The organism is Natrinema hispanicum (genome assembly GCF_004217335.1).
Classification (GTDB): Archaea; Halobacteriota; Halobacteria; order Halobacteriales; family Natrialbaceae; genus Natrinema; species Natrinema hispanicum.
The window spans coordinates 85,715-102,053 of the sequence record NZ_SHMP01000007.1; the positions used below are offsets into that span (position 1 = coordinate 85,715).

Sequence of the window (16,339 nt, forward strand, 5' to 3'; positions counted from 1 at the left end):
CGTAGGCGGTGGCAAAGACGGATGATGCCGATTACGGACTTCTTGTCGTGTACGCGTGCGTTCGACGAGTTCGAGTCGCTGTCTCCAGCACAACGTCATCACGCCAAAACCTACGCCACAGGTCTTGTTGCGGCCAGCAACAAGACCGTGGCGGGCATCGCACGCGAAGTCCTTCCAGCCAACAGCAAACGCGCTCTCAACAAGTTCCTCACCGAGTACGACTGGGACGAACAGCAGTTCAACCACGAACGCCTTGAAGAACTCCAGAAACACGGTGAAACACGCTGGTCAAAGGATGGCTACATCATCCTCGACGACACGATCACCGAGAAAGCCGGGGACGAAGTCCCCGGCGTCGGCCACTTCTACGATCACGCCGAAGGTGACACTGTCTGGGGGCAAGATCTCATCTACGCTTTCTACGCTGACGACAAAACCGCCTATCCGCTCACCTTTCGCCTCTACGAAAAGCAAGATGAGGACGACCAAGACCATGACACCAAGTACGATCTCGCCCGCGAGATCGTTACCGAACTCGAAGAAGAGGTAGGTGTACCTGCGGACACCTACCTCTTCGACTCGTGGTTTGCCCACGATTCTGGCCTTCCTGAACTTATCGAATCCTACGGCAAGGACTGGATCGGCCCGCTCCGGAGCAATCGACAGGTGACCTACGGTGGAGAAGAAATCCGCGTCGATGCGCTGGAAGAGCGCATCGACACGGTTGAGCGCAATATCGAGGACGAGACCTACCACATCTGGACAAAGAAGCTTCCCGTCTCCCAGCTGGGAGACGTGAAGCTGGTTATCGCCGAGAAAGAGACCGACGAAGACGAAGAGAATCCGGTCAAGTATCTCGCTACGAACAAGATCGACGCACCGACCGAACACGTGATTCGCTCCTACGGAATGCGGTGGCGCATCGAGACGTTCTTCGAGGACTCGAAGCAGGATCTCGGCTTGGGAGACTGCGAGATGCAGACCGACGAAGGTGCCAGTCGCCACTGGCACCTTCTCATGGCCGCCTACAGTCTCGTTCGTCTTGATCCCGATTCGAGCGCCTTGGGGACGGTTCGCTCGAAAGCGTCATCGCTTCGAGCGAACCTTGAACATTCTCTGAAAGAAGCCGTGTACAACCTTCTCTCGTGGGTTCGGGACAACGATGACCGAGGCGTTGATGTCCTCATGGAAGAGATCGACCATCTCTTCGTTCACTCAACAGCTGACGCTAACGTGCAAAGCTGAGGTTACTAACAGAGGACACGATGGTGTTTGATCGATTCTTTGACCGCAGCAACTCTGAAGAGGTAACAGAAGATATGGAGACCGAGCCAGCGACACAAGCCACTGGTGACGGTGACTCTCCGCTCGATTCACCACCGGCTCCCCAATCCCAACTCGGCGAGACATACGATATCGATGAACAGAAGACCAGTTCCATCGGAGGGAAGCAAGCTATCACCGAAACCGCTCAGGAGGGCACTGTTGCAGGACCATTTGTCCGCGAGATGTTCGAGGCAGGTGTCGAGACACCGTCTCCACCACTCTGGGTCGGCTACGATAAGGACCCACAGCGGGGCTTTCGCGAAGTTCCGCTCCGCTTTGACTCGCTTTTCCGCCATATCTGGATTACGGGCACCACTGGCTACGGGAAAACCACAGCGCTACTGAATATGATGGTCCAGTGGGCCTACTCCGGCTATGGCTTCACGTACTTCGATCCGAAAGGCCGAGACTCTCGAGAGCTCCTGCGCAAACTCCCTGAACATCGACTCGAGGACGTGGTCTGGATTGAGCCCGGTTCGACCACCCATGAGAAGACGATCGGGATGAACTTCCTTGAGGTGCCCGAGTGCGAGACGACCGAAGAACTCGAGAACGAGATCGAAAACCGAGTCGAGAACCTGAAAGCGGTCTTCGACACCTCCGACTACTGGGGCATCAACATGGAGGCGATCACCGAGTCAATGGCTCGGGCGATGATGAAATCGGAGAAACCGTTCTCGATCATCGATATGTACTTCACGTTGCTCAACGCCGAGCGGCGCGAAGACTTCGCCCTTGACGTTGAGGATCCCTACATCAGGGAGTTCTGCCTCGAGATTGCGAATATGGAGGAGGAGACGATCCGTCCCCTCCTGAAACGGATCAAGTCATGGGTCGAGAATTCGGTGATTCGTCGGATCATTGCCCATCGTGAGAGTACGATCGATTTCCGAGACATCATCGACAACGATCGGATCGTTATCGTTCGAACGCCCGTCGAGAATACAGATATCAAGAAGATGGTCACGCTCGGTGTGATGCGCAACCTCTGGAGTGCCATTCAGCACCGGTCGTACGAACGCGATACCGATCCAGACCCCTATTTTGTCCTGTGTGACGAGTTCGACGACATTGCTAGCGACAATCTTGATATCGAGTCGATGCTGGCCCGTGCTCGTTCGATGCGACTATCGGTGACGCTCGCTTCCCAGTACCCCTCGCAGTTCGATGAGGATACGCTGAAAGCGATGCAGAACAACTGTGATAACCTTCTTGCCTTCTCGATCAACGATGTCGACGACGCCCAACTGCTAATGAAGCGGTTTCAGGGTTACACGGCGGAGGATTTGATCTCAACTGATCAGTACAAGGCCTGGACGAAACTTCCGCTCGAGGGTGGGCGCTATTCTGAGCCGGTCCTCATCAACTCGTTCCCGCCGTATCCACCGCTTCGGTCAACCGAGACTGTCGACGATCTTATCGAACAGAGTTTAGAGCGCTACGGAACTGACCCGCTAACGGACGCAGAGATCCTCCAGAACCTCATCTACAGCGACGCCAATGAAGCCGCCAACCCGACGAAGATACTGGGTGAGACAATGGCAGAAGCTCTCCGCACAGTCCAAATTCGAGAGGGTGCACGAGAGGCAAATGGCTGGGTCGAGGTCACGGCTGTTGACGAGGAACTCGTGGCTCGCCTCGAGAAAACCGAGCCCGAGATTGACTATGCATACGAAGACCTGCCGGACGTGCGCGATGCCTCGCGGTTGATCGAGGTCGACCTGCAGAACGATGAGATCGTCGCTCGGCTCACCGACGAGGGTGAAGAGTTGGTCCGGCCCAAGACGGGCACTGTTGGCTCAGCTGGTGGAACCAGCCACGACGCAGTGCTTCTGGATACTGAGGTAGCGCTCACTGAACGCGGGTTCAGTGTCGAGATCCTCGAGCAAGATGGGAGCGAGCAACCTGACGCCGTTGCGACGCACCCAGATCACGATGTGGTGTTTAACATCGAGGCTGAGACAACGACGCCAGACCGACCGGCGAAGGTTCTGCAGAATCTCAAACGCGCTCACGAGGAAGACCGCATTCCGATCTTCGTTGTCCGTCCTGGTAAGTCTGAGACACAAGTGGCGTCACGAGTCGAGAGTATTCTCTCACCGCCGTTCCGAGAGCGAACGGACGGCACTGAACAGTTCTATAACTGCGACGAGGTTGTGACCTTCGGCGGTGGTGCGACGGCTCACGGCGGCGTCACTGCGGTTCGACCACGGACGACCGAGACAAATCAGACTGTCTGGACGCGCGACAACGGTGAGTACGTCCTTTCCGATGGGAACACAGAGTTTGCTCGCGTCCCTGATGACGGAGTACTCTCGAAGGACAGTGTTCCGGCCTATTACAGCCATGACCATGAAACTGGCCAGTATACTGTCTATCAGGCTGGAGAGACCCATGTATACGACTCCAAAGACGACTTTGAGCAGGACTGGACGCTGATCAAACGACCGTTCATTCCTGCTGTCGACCTGCCAGACGCAGACTATTCGCGTGACAGTTATGTCGTGTTGATTCTACCACCCGGTGGCGGCCCACTGGTTTTCCAGTCTGGTGAGACATATCGGCTCCCCGCAAACCCTGGTCGCGAGGAGTTGTGGCCTACTGGACCGACTGGTGAGTCAGCCCAATTTGACAACCCGGTCGCTGATACTGATCAGAACGGGCCGTCAGCATTACCAAGTTCTGATTCGTCAGCGATGGACGAGTCGATCGAGATCGATCCAACCGGAGATGGTGTGGAGGCGTTTGCAGCAATGTATGTCAGACAGATCGAGGGTGCTAGAGTATCACAGGATGATCTGTTTCAGGCGTACGATATCTGGACTGAGCAGCAGGATGTTAATGGGACAACCAAGGGCTGGTTCACTCGAAAGTTACAGGATGTTGTTGACTTTGACGTTGATCGCTCTAGAGTGGACGGGGAACGTATCCAGTTCTACACCGGCCTGACTCTGACTCAAGACGGGTACTCACTCCTTGATCAATGACTACTATCAGAACTATGAGGTACTGTAATCACGTCTCAGGAGAGTTCGTTAGCCGAGGGAATTCAATTTTCGACATTGGTCGCCATAGCTGCTTATACCGCCAAAATAGAGCATTTTCATCACTTGTCCACGCAGATCGGCTATCCACGGAAACTGCATGGACACCTATGTCCACGCAGAATCGCATGACGGGAATGCTGTCCACGCAAAAACACCACCCAAAACCAACTAGTATACACTGGGTTCCATCCGCAGAACGATGCGGGGACAGGGAGCTTAGACACCATACACAGAATCGGCACTTCTATCTACATTCTGATATAGTTTGTTCGAGGGACTCAGTAAGTGCCCCTCGGGGGTATTGCCAATGAGTTCTACACCATCATTCGATAGAACAGTACTCCCAGCAGACTTGCGAGATCGTGACCAGTGGGTGTGCTGGAAAGAAGAACTTCGGGATGGGAAGCCGACGAAGATACCAGTGACGCCAGGGAGTGGTGCGTTCGCGTCATCGACGGATCCCGAAACATGGGCGTCGTTCGAGACAGCCCTCGAGTACGCTGACACAGGGAACGCCGATGGCATCGGCTTCGTCTTTACCGACGACGATCCCATCGTCGGTGTGGATCTGGATGACTGTCGAGATCCCGCAAGCGACGACGTCGACGACATAGCGCTGGACATCATCGAGCGACTCGATTCCTATACGGAGATTTCTCCCTCGGGTACTGGGTTCCACGTACTCATCAAGGGAGAGCTCCCGGATGGACGGAACCGCCGTGGTAGCATCGAACTGTATGACACTGCTCGGTTTTTCACCGTGACTGGCGACTACCTCGAGGACACGCCGCCTCGCGTTGCACGCCGGCAGGACGCGCTGGTAGCGATCCATCGTGAATACGTCCAAGACTCTGACCCAGATCCAGAGCACGAATCTGGGAACCGTCGCAGTATCGGTACTTCCCGAGCGTCGCTTCGTGAGCTGTGCTGAGTCTCGGATGACCGGAGTGAACGCTGGTGTGGTAGCTGAGTGTAGGAGAAACAGAGTCCACAGATGGAGAGAACCGAACTGAGAAAGCTGAGATACGCCGTTTTAGACGAATGCTGTTGCTCGTCAGGTGCCTGCCCAAGGCCGCGGGCTGGCGTCAGCCCGCGGCCGATACATACGTTTCTGGCACACCGACGCCGTTCATCTTGATCTCCCAGCGCCGTTCTAGCTCTTCTTCCAATGCATGTCTAATCCAGTCAGAGAAGGTCTTGAACGTGAATTCCTGGGGAAGGTCGCGCCCGCCCCGACGTGGGCGGGCGACGACCGCCCACCGAAGCACGAGCCAGAGGTTCTCCAGCAAGAACCCGACCAAGACGAATGCAAAGCGGACGACTGGATCTTGTGTCGTCGTTACCACTCGTGCTTGGCGAAACACCCGGTAGCTTGTTTCAATCGCTGACCGTTTCCGGTACAGCTGTTCGACCTGCTTGGGCGTGCGATCAGCCAGATCGCACGCCACATACCCTCGCACAACCTCCCCGCTTTTCCCTCGATCTCCAGCGTGATAGGACACAGCGACCGCGAGCGGGAATTCTAGTTCCCGCTCGCGGTCTTTGTACATCCGATAGGTTGTCATGTACGAACGGTGCGTGTCCAACTTTTCCTTCATGCGTTCGCCCTTCTTTTGGACGGGAACGACAGTCGCAGCAATCTCCTGAGAACGACGCAGGATACGTTCGTTGTAGAAGCCGCGATCAGCCAACAGAAGCTCTATCTCGAAGGGATAGGCCTCGACGCGGTCGAGGACGCGCTCGACCGCGTCGGCCTCTTTCTCATCGCTACGGACGTACGTCATCGCCAACGTCACTGGCTTTCCGTTCGAGACGAGATACGCCGTGCAGTACCGGTGGCACGTCGTTGTTCCGTCTTTCGCGTGCATGCGGCAGAGTTCACCTTCTTCATTGGCGTACGTTCCGTGGTAGGGGTTATCGACGAAGTCAATGGAGACGATCCTCGACTGATCAGGGTCGAGGATCGTCATCGCTAACTCCCAGAGAAGGCGGTTAGCAACCCGCTCAAGCCACTCTTGGTTGAGCGTATGTAGCCAGTCCATGACAGTATCATCACAGGCAGCGTTGTCGTTGTCCTTGCACGTCTCCCAGATGGAGGTCTGATTGACTGCTGCAAGAATGACGACCGCCCAGATATCGCCGGGATCGAGGGGCGAGCCCTCGATCCCTGGCAAAGGGAGCTGGCAAATGACGTCTTCCGCTAGATGTTTTACGTCCGAGTCCGAAAGAACACCGTCTGGTTGAGGGGTTTTGAACACATTCACTTAACCAGACATCTTCCACATCAGATCAACGCTTTAGCTTCAGCTCTCATACCGGTTGGGAAGTACCGAGTATGGACGTGACGAAAACGACGGGCAGTGCAGCCCATACTGACGTTGATCTCGAGGACGAGGACCTGCTCGAGCGAGCACGGAACGCATCGAACGGTGAGAAGTTCGAGCGGTTGTGGCGTGGCTCGACTGCCGGTTACGAGAGTCAGTCAGAGGCGGACATGGCGCTGTGTTGTTTGCTGGCATTCTGGACTGGCGGTGACCTCCAGCAGATGGATCGGCTCTTCCGCCAATCGGGACTGCTCCGAAACAAGTGGGATGAAGTCCACTATGCTGACGGCTCTACGTACGGCGAGAAGACCATCGAACGAGCGGTTGCGAGTATCTCTGAGTTCTACGATCCGGACACTCGAGAGACGGCAACCGAATCTGCTCCCAGAACGAGCGAGCCGTCGACCACTGCTAGCCGTGACAAATCGGATCGGAAGCAGAATCGTGCGTATCTGATTGAGAAGAACCGACTGTTGACTGGCCGTGTCGACGAACTCGAGGCCACGCTCGAACAGAAAAATGAGCGCATCGATCTCCTCGAGGCAACGATCGAGGATCTCAAAACCGAACTTGCAGAGCGTAACCGAGAGATCAAGCAGACTCGAGAAGAACAAGTCGACACAGCGTCTGACTGTGACACCGCTTCAGAGACATCCTCTTTGTGGGGACGATTATTCGGCGAGAGCTCCAAGTAACAGTCGTTGCGAGGATCGTTTCTTCAATTCAGAGTAAGGCACTCAACTCGGTAAGTAAGTCTGCGAATCTATCGGCAGAATAGGTTCACGGTTAGCATTCGATGTCGGCGACCTGAGCCAACTGCGGTTGCTCGTCGCTTGGATGCGAGTACCAGAAATGGAATTGGAGACAGTAGTTCTCGTCGAGATCATCAACACCCAAGATATCGACGCTCCCTGCGAAATCCTCAACGACTCCGTGTAACGCGACCGGGGAGACGTCTTCATCCGGAGCCATTGTCACTATCTCGTCGACGCCCGCGTCGACACGGTGTGACCCCCAGTCTAGCATGCCAGCTTCGGTTTCGAGCGCGAGGTGGAACGTCCGCGCTCCATCGTCCGCATTCCGGAGTTCGACACTCACCTCTCTGAGGGATCCGCTAGACGTGAACGGGGCGATACAGCCGGAGAACCCGGACAACACGGCCGTCGCGGAGAGGAGGGCGTGGCGGCGTTGCACATATCCGACTACATTCGGCCGAAGTAAGTATGTTATTTGTACTGACCGCGAGTTTCGTGAGCCGTTCAGAATAAAGAAACAGACAACGGCCCACCGATACCCTCGTGACTGTGAGGTCGTGTTTTTCGTCCCTGGGAAGGGTGCGGGGCGATCGAACTGCCCCGAGATAGCGTATGACTTCTGAGCGACAGCACCCGCGAGACCGTGGTATTGATCGAGCACCAACCCACCGACAGCCCACTGAACCACCCTGGTCCGGCCTCGAGTTACGGGTTCCGAACGACCGGAGTCGAGAGTCACTCATTTCGTTCGTCGAGTGTGTTCTCGTTGAACTCACGCATGCAGACGTCGGTGCCGAGTATCGATCGTCGAACGTCTGGGGAGTCAAACGAACCCAGTACATCGCCGCCGAGACGACTGGCCATCTCTTCAGGAAGCGTCATTACGACGAACGGCTCGGCTGGCACGAACAGACGATGTCTCGGCAGGACGTGCGTGATGAACTGATCAACCGCCTCGCACGGCCCACGTCACTGGCGACGAATCAGAGTCATCCCCACCCTGTTGAAGAACCAGATACGTTCCAGGTGAAGCCAACGTGACAACTGCGAACAGGTCGACGGACCAGCAAGAGGTGAACTCGTTCTCAATGTCTCTGAATCTGGTTGGTCAAGCGGCTCATGCTCTTGCAAAGAAGCAAACCACACACCTATGTTATGAAGTCCATAGGTTTATGCCTATGGAGGTAATCACATAAGATGACGGATGGCGTCCTACACTACCATCGAAGATTGGCAGGATGTCGAAGATGGGTACGTCATCGATGTGACCATCCGGCAGACGGAGGATAAGAAGTACCCGTGTGGATGGGACTACAGCCTACACCACGGGGAAGTCGGCGGCGACACCATCCTTCGATACGACAACGCCCATGAACTGACGAAAGGCCATGAGCGCCACACCCGAAACGATGTTGAAATCATCGAATTCCCCGGGATGTTGACGCTCTACGATCGCTTTCAACGCGAAACCGAGGAGATGTCGCCTGTCTCATGGAACTGGTCGGAGTAGGACGTCTCCAGGAGGTATACACCATGCCCACGCTCAAAGTCACCGTCGGTGAACGTGATCGCCTCAACCAGCGCACGCGTAGCCGCATCAAGGCTGCCCAAGAGGGTGAAGACCTTGACGATGCCCAGCCGGTGTTGAACTTCGGATCGTATACAGAGCTCAGTCGCCTTCTTAGCCCAAAGAATCTAGAGTTGTTGGAAGCAATCTCTAAACACCAGCCCGAGAGCATCCGCGAAGCCGCTGACCTGGTGGAGCGAGACTACAAACAGGTCCATCGGAACCTTTCCGAACTCGAAGACATCGGCGTCATTGAGTTTGAAAATGGCGGGCCTGGTCAGGCAAAGAAGCCGAAACTGGCCTACGACGGTCTTGAAATTGATATCCCGTTTGCAGGATCGAATGGGAGTGTCGGTGCAGCAGCACCCTGAAAGATCCTGTTCTTGGCCATCTAGAAACGACCCTTCGCTCTCTGTTCTCGCTACACGTGGTCGACGGACGTACGTGATGAACTGATCAACCGCCTCGCACAGCCTGCGTCACTGGCGACGAATCAGAGTCATACCCATCCTGTTGAGGAGCCAGATACGTTCAGGGTGAAGCCGACGTGGCAACTGCGAACAGGTCGCCGGACCAGCAAGAGGTAATCACCAGCCGTCAGTACTCCAGCCCGCTGTTGAATATCGATCACTGACTCCATACGCATCACGCAGTGTCTTCGACTTGACTGTACTTCCAGCATTGGAATACAAAATAATCCTGACCGACACTAAACTATTAGTTCGAAGAGGTCATAAAGAGAGCAATGAGCGACCGATCACAGGTGTGGCCAGAAGAGATGGACAGTGCAGACCGTGTCAGGCATGTCGCCTTGACGCGAACGACACCACGGAATGCTGGTTGGATCGCCGAAGAGGCGGATGTCTCGAGAGATACGGCTGTTAAATACCTTGATCGAATGGCTGATCAAGGAGAGCTCGAGGCCATTGAAACAGCTGACGGCACATGCTACAAGCCCGATGAGATTACGCACTTCCTCCGTGAAGTTCGTTCCCTTGCTGAAGAGCAGTCAGTAGACGAACTCACTAATGAACTGCGTGCGATTGGTGAGGAAATCGACTCGTGGAAGTCAACGTATAATGTTGAATCTCTCGAAAAACTTCGACAGAGCATTGGACGTGAGGATCTGTCGGCTGACGATCGACGCGAGCGCCTCGAAGTGATCGAAGAATGGGAATACAACATTCAGGTACGTGAAGCACTTCAGCTTGCGATCAGCCTTCAGAGTTCACTAACGCGACTTGATGCAGATCCGCGTCTCGCAAATCGTGGTTCAGATACGCTTCCCCAAGAGGGCTAGGGAAAGATGGTACTCTTTCTTGCTGGTGGCCGAGGATTCACTCGGCGCGAAGGACTTCGTCGCCTCAAAGAACGACTCGAAAAAGAACCGGGGTTTTCCGATGTTCGGTATCGACCATCTCGACTCCGGCCTCGATCTGTCGTTGCTGACGTCGAGACTGAGATATTCTTAGGCGAAGAATTCCCACGGCAGCAGGCCACCTTTGAGGTCACATGGCGGCCACGTGCCGACATTGATGTTCAGCGTGTTCAGTGGGCTGATGACGTAGTCAGCTTGGGATGGCACAAAGACGATGATCATGAAGACCTTGGGACAACCCATTTCCAGATCGAGACCGATAAGGAATTAACCCACGAACCAGGACATCTCGAAGCAGAAGCGCCGCTAAGCTTTCTGGAAACCTGTCTTCAGCGACTTCCTCCAAAACTCGAGGAGACGATTCCAGAGTGAACCCGGTTACTCCTAATTGAACGGTTGCTTGATCTCTGTATTCTCCTTCTGATACGGTCCCTCTGACCGTACTTCCAGCAGTGAATTTTTGGCGCCATGAGGCACGAGGCGCGCTCAACAGTGAGCCGTCATGGAATTTCCAATGACTGATCCAAATCCGATTGACGACACTGCAGACGATTACAGCCGGTTCGAGGCCAGACTCGTTGCCCGTGATCAGGATGCAACTCGCGTTGTAACAGCAGATCTCGGCGAGACAACCGCCCGACAGCTCGTTACGGAACTCATCGATACCGGTGTGGTGACGCCGGTCCCTGGCAAGCGGGTGTTCATCCACGAGCCAAGTGGGACCGCTTTTGACTCGAGCACTCAGCTTGCCGTCTTCCATCGAGGTTGGACGGCGGCCCGAAACGCCGACAAGGAGGGTGAGTGATGCAGCAGACGCTCGCTGGCTGTGCCTTCTGCGAAGCCCTGCCCGGAACCGAGTCCGGTGAGGCACATACCTGGGGAAAAGACGAGCGAGTCTCCCATCTGATCTGTGTCGACTGCGCTATCCAGGCGGAGCCGGACCCTAGCGACTGCGATCACTGCACCTGTGACGGTTGTGGGCTCATCGTCGACACGATTGCGGCGCTCACGCGGTTCCGCGTTGAACTCGGCCGTCTTGAGGGCACGCTACAGCTGTGTGCGCGGTGTAGTCCGGGTGGGCCAGCCACCTACTGGACGCGTGATCTCGAGGAGCACATCGTGAAGACTGCGTAAGTACTGGATGCGAATGTGAGAACATGCTGGAGATTCCTGTTGAGCAAGAAAATACGTCGATGGTTCTGAACAGAGAGCGACGTAACTCGCTGAACGAAGCAGAAATAATTCAGCGTGCGGTAGATATATGGCTGATCATATCGTTAGTTGGATGTAGGTGAACACTGATGGACTTGACTGATACTCCCGACGACATTCGTGATTCAACTGAGAGTCCACCTGATTTTACCGAATGGGACTCTCCTGAAGAGGTCTTGAAAGGAGGTCCAACACGAGAACGATTGCTCAGTGTTATTTTACAGTTACGGACTCCAACAAAAGTGTCCAGAATTGCAGAGCAAGCAGACTGCGATACTGAGACTGCAAGGGACTACCTTGAATGGTTCACCTCGATGGGAATGACGCGTGAGATCTCGGGACGACCTGTGAGATACGAACGCAACGAATCGTATCTCCAGTGGCGCAGAGTTGAGCAAATCCGAGACGAATATTCTGAGGCAGAGATCGTCAAAGAGCTCAAAGAGACGATGAAACGAATCGAGGAGCATCGTGCCCAGTTCGATGCTGACAGTCCGGAAGACGTGTCTCTCATGGATCGCACCGAGGAAGCGTCGGTCGAAGAAGTGTGGGAAGCACTGAGTGAGTGGAAAACGCTCAAACAACGCGCAGAGCTGTTAGATACAGCACGTCAGAACGACCATCCCTCGAGTGGCGGTGCCAAAGTCGATGCCTGAACGCCGGCCAGTTGACGACGATACTGTCCCAGAGGTCGGTGGCATCGATACCGACATTCTCGAACAAATTGGGCAGCATCTTGAACGAACCAATCGCTTTTCAGAGACCGTCTTTCAGCCGGAGTACGCACCAAGTTCAGTCGTCGCTGAATACGACATGGGGTACTTTCCAACTGCTATCGAGCGTGCGTATCTTCAGGTTCGCTGGTACGAGACAGACGATTTCAACATCCACTACTCTGAACAATACGACACCGGAGACCGCTGGGAGTGTCGGTGGGACCGCCATCCAAATGATCACAATACTCGCTCACATTTTCATCCGCCTCCAGATGCAGCGACACCAGGGGATGATGTAGAGTATGAGGAAGACTGGCGAGATATACTCTCGGACGTACTTGGCGACTTAGACGATCGAATCGAAGCGTTTTGGGAGTAAATCTGACCGCATCTCACTCATATCAGTACATCTTTGTGAGACTATCTATATTTTCTATCAGCGGCGTTGGATTCGAACCACTGTTTGGAAGCACCGGGTGACCCAACGCCGCCTTTTGATCGTGACTGACAGAGTGGAATGACTGTTCGTTGAAAGAGTCTGTGGTGCTGCCAAATAGTCGCCGGAAGTCTGAAGTCCAGGGACTTCGAACAAGTGACTATGACTGCTGACGATCGAATTCGTCCTGACGGCGGGATCGATGCATTAGATCCACCACCAACAGACATTCTGGATGAGGAAACGCTCGAGCCAAAGGCGCTGGCCCAGAATGCGCCGAAGCTCGAGATAGTGATGCAACTCCTCAACCAGCCAGCACTCGCTCGTGTTTACGTGTATGTCTGCTACTGGGGGCCCGTTTCACCGCCAGAGATCATGGACGCCCTCGAGCTCTCAAAATCGACGACGTACGAATACGTCGATCAGCTGGTTGACGTTGGGCTCGTTGATCGAGATGAATCGACGCGTCCGCAGCAGTTGACTGCTGAGCCCCTCATCATTGTCGAGCAGTACGCGCCGATCGTGATCACACCAACAGTCCTGCATGCGCTTGCACTCCAGGAGGTTGACGACGATATCGACTACTTCTTGGACCGTTACGGAACTGGAAAACTCATCGCTGCACTAAGGGGTGCAGGGCTCCATTTCGCGGGGAAGACGACCCAGCGGATGGTCGCCACCGATATCGATGTTCGGGAGACAGAGGCGATGATGATCATCTATGCGCTCCAGCCTGCACTCGCTGTTGGGAGAGAACACGACCCGTTCTTCGAGTATCTGTTTCCCGATGTCGCCGACCAGATGGAACTTCCTGATCTCGACGGTGCAGATGGTGCCCCAGCGAAGTCAGAGCCGCACGAGTGAGTCTGTTCGATGGGCCATGCAAATCTACTATCGGCTGAGAAGGACGAACAGTCGTTGGTGTGGACGTGAACGAGGACAACGTGGCTCTGACCGCGCTCTCTGAGGATGGCGTTGAGGACACGCTTGTCATCGACTTCCCCGAAATCAAGTTCGAGCGTCACCGCTACTTCACGATGCGAAAGCGAGTACAGAACGCGGGGAAAGGTAGTATCCACGACACGCTGGAAGGGCGTGAGGAGCGGTTCGTTCGCGACCGGCTCCACAAAGTGTCTCGACATACTGTGGAGTGGAGCCGTCAGTTCGAGAAGACGTGCATCGTCTTTGAAGACCTCAAAGAGATGCGCGACAGTATCGACTACGGTACCCGGATGAACCGACGCTTGCACCACCTCCCGTTCCGCGCCCTCCAATACTACACGTCGTACAAAGCGTCGTTCGAGGGGATTCCGTCTGCATGGATTAACCCCAAGTACACCAGTCAGCGGTGTTCGATATGCGGACACACGGAGCGAGCGAACCGTTATAAAAAGCGGTTCAAGTGTCGGGACTGTGGGCACCAAGACCACAGCGACCGTGGTGCAAGTGTCAATATCGCCGTAAAAGGCGTGAAGAAACTCAATTGGAATGTGCCTGCTCTCAACAGCCTTCCCGTTGTTCGGAAGGTGTCGTTCGAAAGACGGAGTCTTTCGTGATCACGAAAATCGAAGATTTTCGGACGACGACGGCAGGCATCGGGGGCCGTGGACGCCCCGACCGTGACCCATCCAACCGTTCGAGGCTATCAGGCCGATGGTCGGATGGGAGTGTCCGACTAACCCACGGGAAGCCTCGGGGCTTGACCCCGAGGCGGTTCACGGATTAGCGGACATCATTGGCGATGACCCAGGCGACTCGATGCGATTAATCTGAGTCGATCCAGTCGTCTCGTGCGTTCTGTACTACCTCCTAATCTCGGAAGCTTCATCACTCAATACATATACATACATTCAAACATGTACGATCTCACCAAATTCCAGCGTGACATCTTATACGTGATCGCCGGCCAAGACGAGCCACATGGCCTCGCGGTCCAAGATGAACTCGAGGAGTACTATGAGAACGAGATCCACCACGGGCGACTGTATCCGAATCTCGACGAGGTCGTCGACAAAGGGCTCGTCGAGAAAGGCAAGGTCGATCGTCGGACGAACTCCTACACGATTACAGCGCGTGGCCGACGCGAACTCGAGGCCCGGCGAGAGTGGGAAGAGCAGTACGTCGGTGAGTTACTCTCGAGTTCGGAGTGAGACGGTTACGACCCTGAGCGTGCATACTGAGTCGGCTCCTCGAATGTCGTTCCATTCCGATCACTGTCTCAGGATGTCGTGAACGGAAAGAGAGTCGGCTAGTAATATAAAGAACCGACTAGTTGGATCAGCTTACATCTACGTACGTATAGAATAACAAATATCATCTCGCCTGAATGGCTGGGCCATGGACGACCTCACAGGATTCCAACGAGACCTGCTGTACGTGATCGCGGGCGCTGACCAGCCATCTGGACAGGATGTCAAAGACGAGATCGAGCAGTACTACAGTTCAGAGATCAATCATGGTCGGCTATACCCGAATCTCGATACGGTCGTGAATAAGGAACTCGTCGAGAAAGGACAACTCGACAGGCGCACAAACTACTACGCAATTACAGACGAGGGAGAGCAAGCGATCGAGGATCGTTATGAGTGGGAATCCCAGTACACCGACTAATCGAAATCGGAAGCGATTTGGATTCTTGCTTTGCCCTCCCGAATCGGTAAGTACAGTGACGGTACTGAGCGTTGCTACCGACAGCTATACCTGCGGGGAAGATGATGCAATCGCACCTGCAACGGAGGCATCAGCGAGGAACAGTACGAAAGCGAACCATCCCTGAAATTTGTGTTCGGGCGTCCGTATCGATGCGTACACGTACGCGGCCAAGCTGACTACCATGCGCTGATCAACGAGACATATATCAATAAAGCAACTGGAAATCGTCTTCTCACCTGATCAGTACGCACACGTAGTTACCGGTTAGTACAGGCAAAGAAGCTGTCGGTAACTTATCAATTTTCTCGCTAGCCGCCAACAATCACGCATAGATTTTTAAAGACCAGTGACATATTTGTCATATGGGCCTCTTAGAGATACTGATGTACCTATGGGCACTTGCCATCATAATCGGTAGTGTCTATACCTTCGTTCAAATGATATTAGGAAAGAGTTCTGTGGGTAACTTTTTTTGAGAGTGTCAGAGGATTCATAGAACGTTTCGCATACCCACTCTGTGATTACCCGACGAGCGATAAGTACAGCGAATAAATATATAGGTGAATAAATATAAATTGGAAACAGGAATGAATTCTTATCCTAAATTCATGCTCGCAGCTACGACAGGGCTATTGATTGGGATTCCACTTTGGATGGCTGTTCTCTACCCTGAAATGCTCTCTCTCAGACTATTCACAAGTTCCGTATTTTGGGGTATCGTAGCCAGTCTACTACTTGTAATGCTATTCGGGTTTTGGGTCGGCCAGCGGTCAGAGTACACCTGATGTGCCTCAAAGTGATCGCTCAATAAGAACATCTACTTACCGGCTGGTTCAATCAAAGCGGGTTGAAATAAATTGTCTGCGGGGCTTTTTATGACGTGTTCTGATTACTGTGGTTTTACAATTAGCAGCCTGTTCTCTCGG

Annotated in this window: 16 protein-coding genes and 3 pseudogenes; 16 read left to right on the forward strand and 3 right to left on the reverse strand. The window is 54.3% G+C overall.

Annotated elements, in window-relative coordinates; genetic code table 11:
- The first annotated feature begins 21 nt into the window (after nt 1-21).
- The 3 genes and pseudogenes from BDK88_RS16905 to BDK88_RS16915 form a co-directional block, all read left to right on the forward strand.
- A complete protein-coding gene (locus tag BDK88_RS16905; protein ID WP_130500071.1) occupies nt 22-1,245 on the forward strand; it encodes an IS701 family transposase in 1,224 nt (407 codons plus the stop codon).
- A gap of 74 nt (nt 1,246-1,319) precedes the next feature.
- A complete protein-coding gene (locus BDK88_RS16910; RefSeq protein WP_242611689.1) occupies nt 1,320-4,313 on the forward strand; it encodes a type IV secretory system conjugative DNA transfer family protein in 2,994 nt (997 codons plus the stop codon).
- Nucleotides 4,314-4,680: 367 nt separating this feature from the next.
- Nucleotides 4,681-5,259: pseudogene (locus BDK88_RS16915) on the forward strand (hypothetical protein); the annotation flags it as partial.
- A 199-nt stretch (nt 5,260-5,458) separates the two neighbouring features.
- Here the strand turns inward: BDK88_RS16915 and BDK88_RS16920 are convergent.
- Complete coding sequence (locus tag BDK88_RS16920) at nt 5,459-6,631, reverse strand: ISH3 family transposase (protein ID WP_130501549.1); 1,173 nt, start codon at nt 6,629-6,631, stop codon at nt 5,459-5,461.
- 110 nt (nt 6,632-6,741) lie between these two features.
- Here BDK88_RS16920 and BDK88_RS16925 point away from each other — a divergent pair.
- Nucleotides 6,742-7,392, forward strand: a pseudogene (locus tag BDK88_RS16925) (phage NrS-1 polymerase family protein); the annotation flags it as partial.
- A 91-nt stretch (nt 7,393-7,483) separates the two neighbouring features.
- On the opposite strand, the gene BDK88_RS16930 reads toward BDK88_RS16925, so the two are convergent.
- Nucleotides 7,484-7,891 (reverse strand): hypothetical protein, encoded by a 408-nt coding sequence (locus BDK88_RS16930; RefSeq protein WP_092933776.1) that lies wholly within the window; start codon nt 7,889-7,891, stop codon nt 7,484-7,486.
- Nucleotides 7,892-8,064: 173 nt separating this feature from the next.
- Between BDK88_RS16930 and BDK88_RS16935 the strand changes: the two genes are divergently transcribed.
- The 4 genes from BDK88_RS16935 to BDK88_RS16950 all read left to right on the forward strand — a co-directional run bounded on the left by BDK88_RS16935 (nt 8,065) and on the right by BDK88_RS16950 (nt 10,319).
- Nucleotides 8,065-8,493 (forward strand): hypothetical protein, encoded by a 429-nt coding sequence (locus BDK88_RS16935; RefSeq protein ID WP_092933778.1) that lies wholly within the window; start codon nt 8,065-8,067, stop codon nt 8,491-8,493.
- A 163-nt stretch (nt 8,494-8,656) separates the two neighbouring features.
- A complete protein-coding gene (locus BDK88_RS16940) occupies nt 8,657-8,962 on the forward strand; it encodes a toxin-antitoxin system TumE family protein (protein WP_092933780.1) in 306 nt (101 codons plus the stop codon).
- Between the two features lie 23 nt (nt 8,963-8,985).
- Nucleotides 8,986-9,390: an HVO_A0114 family putative DNA-binding protein gene (locus BDK88_RS16945; RefSeq protein WP_092933884.1), complete on the forward strand. Its 405-nt coding sequence runs from the start codon at nt 8,986-8,988 to the stop codon at nt 9,388-9,390.
- Between the two features lie 374 nt (nt 9,391-9,764).
- A complete protein-coding gene (locus BDK88_RS16950; RefSeq protein WP_008015366.1) occupies nt 9,765-10,319 on the forward strand; it encodes a DUF7342 family protein in 555 nt (184 codons plus the stop codon).
- A 168-nt stretch (nt 10,320-10,487) separates the two neighbouring features.
- Here BDK88_RS16950 and BDK88_RS21315 read toward each other — a convergent pair whose 3' ends face one another.
- Nucleotides 10,488-10,640, reverse strand: a complete 153-nt coding sequence (locus tag BDK88_RS21315) for a hypothetical protein (RefSeq protein ID WP_160162916.1) — start codon at nt 10,638-10,640, stop codon at nt 10,488-10,490.
- A 271-nt stretch (nt 10,641-10,911) separates the two neighbouring features.
- On the opposite strand from BDK88_RS21315, the gene BDK88_RS16960 reads away from it, so the two are divergent.
- From BDK88_RS16960 to BDK88_RS17000, 8 genes and pseudogenes are all read left to right on the forward strand, one after another.
- Nucleotides 10,912-11,202, forward strand: a complete 291-nt coding sequence (locus tag BDK88_RS16960; RefSeq protein WP_130501442.1) for a hypothetical protein — start codon at nt 10,912-10,914, stop codon at nt 11,200-11,202.
- A complete protein-coding gene (locus BDK88_RS16965; RefSeq protein WP_130501443.1) occupies nt 11,202-11,531 on the forward strand; it encodes a DUF7558 family protein in 330 nt (109 codons plus the stop codon). Before BDK88_RS16960 ends, BDK88_RS16965 begins: the two co-directional genes overlap by 1 nt.
- Before the next feature lie 167 nt (nt 11,532-11,698).
- Nucleotides 11,699-12,265: a DUF7342 family protein gene (locus BDK88_RS22360; RefSeq protein WP_130501444.1), complete on the forward strand. Its 567-nt coding sequence runs from the start codon at nt 11,699-11,701 to the stop codon at nt 12,263-12,265.
- Nucleotides 12,258-12,704, forward strand: coding sequence for a hypothetical protein (locus tag BDK88_RS16975; protein ID WP_092935814.1), 447 nt, complete (start codon nt 12,258-12,260; stop codon nt 12,702-12,704). The genes BDK88_RS22360 and BDK88_RS16975 overlap by 8 nt, the downstream gene beginning before the upstream one ends.
- A 219-nt stretch (nt 12,705-12,923) precedes the next feature.
- Nucleotides 12,924-13,625 carry a DUF7437 domain-containing protein gene (locus tag BDK88_RS16980; protein WP_130501445.1) on the forward strand — a complete coding sequence of 234 codons (702 nt, stop codon included), beginning with the start codon at nt 12,924-12,926 and terminating at the stop codon, nt 13,623-13,625.
- 38 nt (nt 13,626-13,663) lie between these two features.
- Nucleotides 13,664-14,440, forward strand: a pseudogene (locus BDK88_RS16985) (RNA-guided endonuclease TnpB family protein); the annotation flags it as partial.
- 177 nt (nt 14,441-14,617) lie between these two features.
- Nucleotides 14,618-14,911, forward strand: coding sequence for a PadR family transcriptional regulator (locus BDK88_RS16995; protein ID WP_092935820.1), 294 nt, complete (start codon nt 14,618-14,620; stop codon nt 14,909-14,911).
- Between the two features lie 187 nt (nt 14,912-15,098).
- Nucleotides 15,099-15,371 carry a PadR family transcriptional regulator gene (locus BDK88_RS17000; protein WP_092935822.1) on the forward strand — a complete coding sequence of 91 codons (273 nt, stop codon included), beginning with the start codon at nt 15,099-15,101 and terminating at the stop codon, nt 15,369-15,371.
- Nucleotides 15,372-16,339 lie beyond the last annotated feature (968 nt).

Excerpts from the sequence above, each read along its gene's own strand:
- BDK88_RS16910 (WP_242611689.1), top strand. The coding sequence starts at position 1,320 with ATGGAGACCGAGCCAGCGACACAAGCCACTGGTGACGGTGACTCTCCG.
- BDK88_RS22360 (WP_130501444.1), top strand. The coding sequence starts at position 11,699 with ATGGACTTGACTGATACTCCCGACGACATTCGTGATTCAACTGAGAGT.
- BDK88_RS16940 (WP_092933780.1), top strand. The coding sequence starts at position 8,657 with ATGGCGTCCTACACTACCATCGAAGATTGGCAGGATGTCGAAGATGGG.
- BDK88_RS21315 (WP_160162916.1), bottom strand. The coding sequence starts at position 10,640 with ATGGGTTGTCCCAAGGTCTTCATGATCATCGTCTTTGTGCCATCCCAA.
- BDK88_RS17000 (WP_092935822.1), top strand. The coding sequence starts at position 15,099 with ATGGACGACCTCACAGGATTCCAACGAGACCTGCTGTACGTGATCGCG.
- BDK88_RS16935 (WP_092933778.1), top strand. The coding sequence starts at position 8,065 with ATGACTTCTGAGCGACAGCACCCGCGAGACCGTGGTATTGATCGAGCA.
- BDK88_RS16980 (WP_130501445.1), top strand. The coding sequence starts at position 12,924 with ATGACTGCTGACGATCGAATTCGTCCTGACGGCGGGATCGATGCATTA.
- BDK88_RS16975 (WP_092935814.1), top strand. The coding sequence starts at position 12,258 with ATGCCTGAACGCCGGCCAGTTGACGACGATACTGTCCCAGAGGTCGGT.
- BDK88_RS16950 (WP_008015366.1), top strand. The coding sequence starts at position 9,765 with ATGAGCGACCGATCACAGGTGTGGCCAGAAGAGATGGACAGTGCAGAC.
- BDK88_RS16960 (WP_130501442.1), top strand. The coding sequence starts at position 10,912 with ATGACTGATCCAAATCCGATTGACGACACTGCAGACGATTACAGCCGG.
- BDK88_RS16965 (WP_130501443.1), top strand. The coding sequence starts at position 11,202 with ATGCAGCAGACGCTCGCTGGCTGTGCCTTCTGCGAAGCCCTGCCCGGA.
- BDK88_RS16995 (WP_092935820.1), top strand. The coding sequence starts at position 14,618 with ATGTACGATCTCACCAAATTCCAGCGTGACATCTTATACGTGATCGCC.
- BDK88_RS16905 (WP_130500071.1), top strand. The coding sequence starts at position 22 with ATGATGCCGATTACGGACTTCTTGTCGTGTACGCGTGCGTTCGACGAG.
- BDK88_RS16945 (WP_092933884.1), top strand. The coding sequence starts at position 8,986 with ATGCCCACGCTCAAAGTCACCGTCGGTGAACGTGATCGCCTCAACCAG.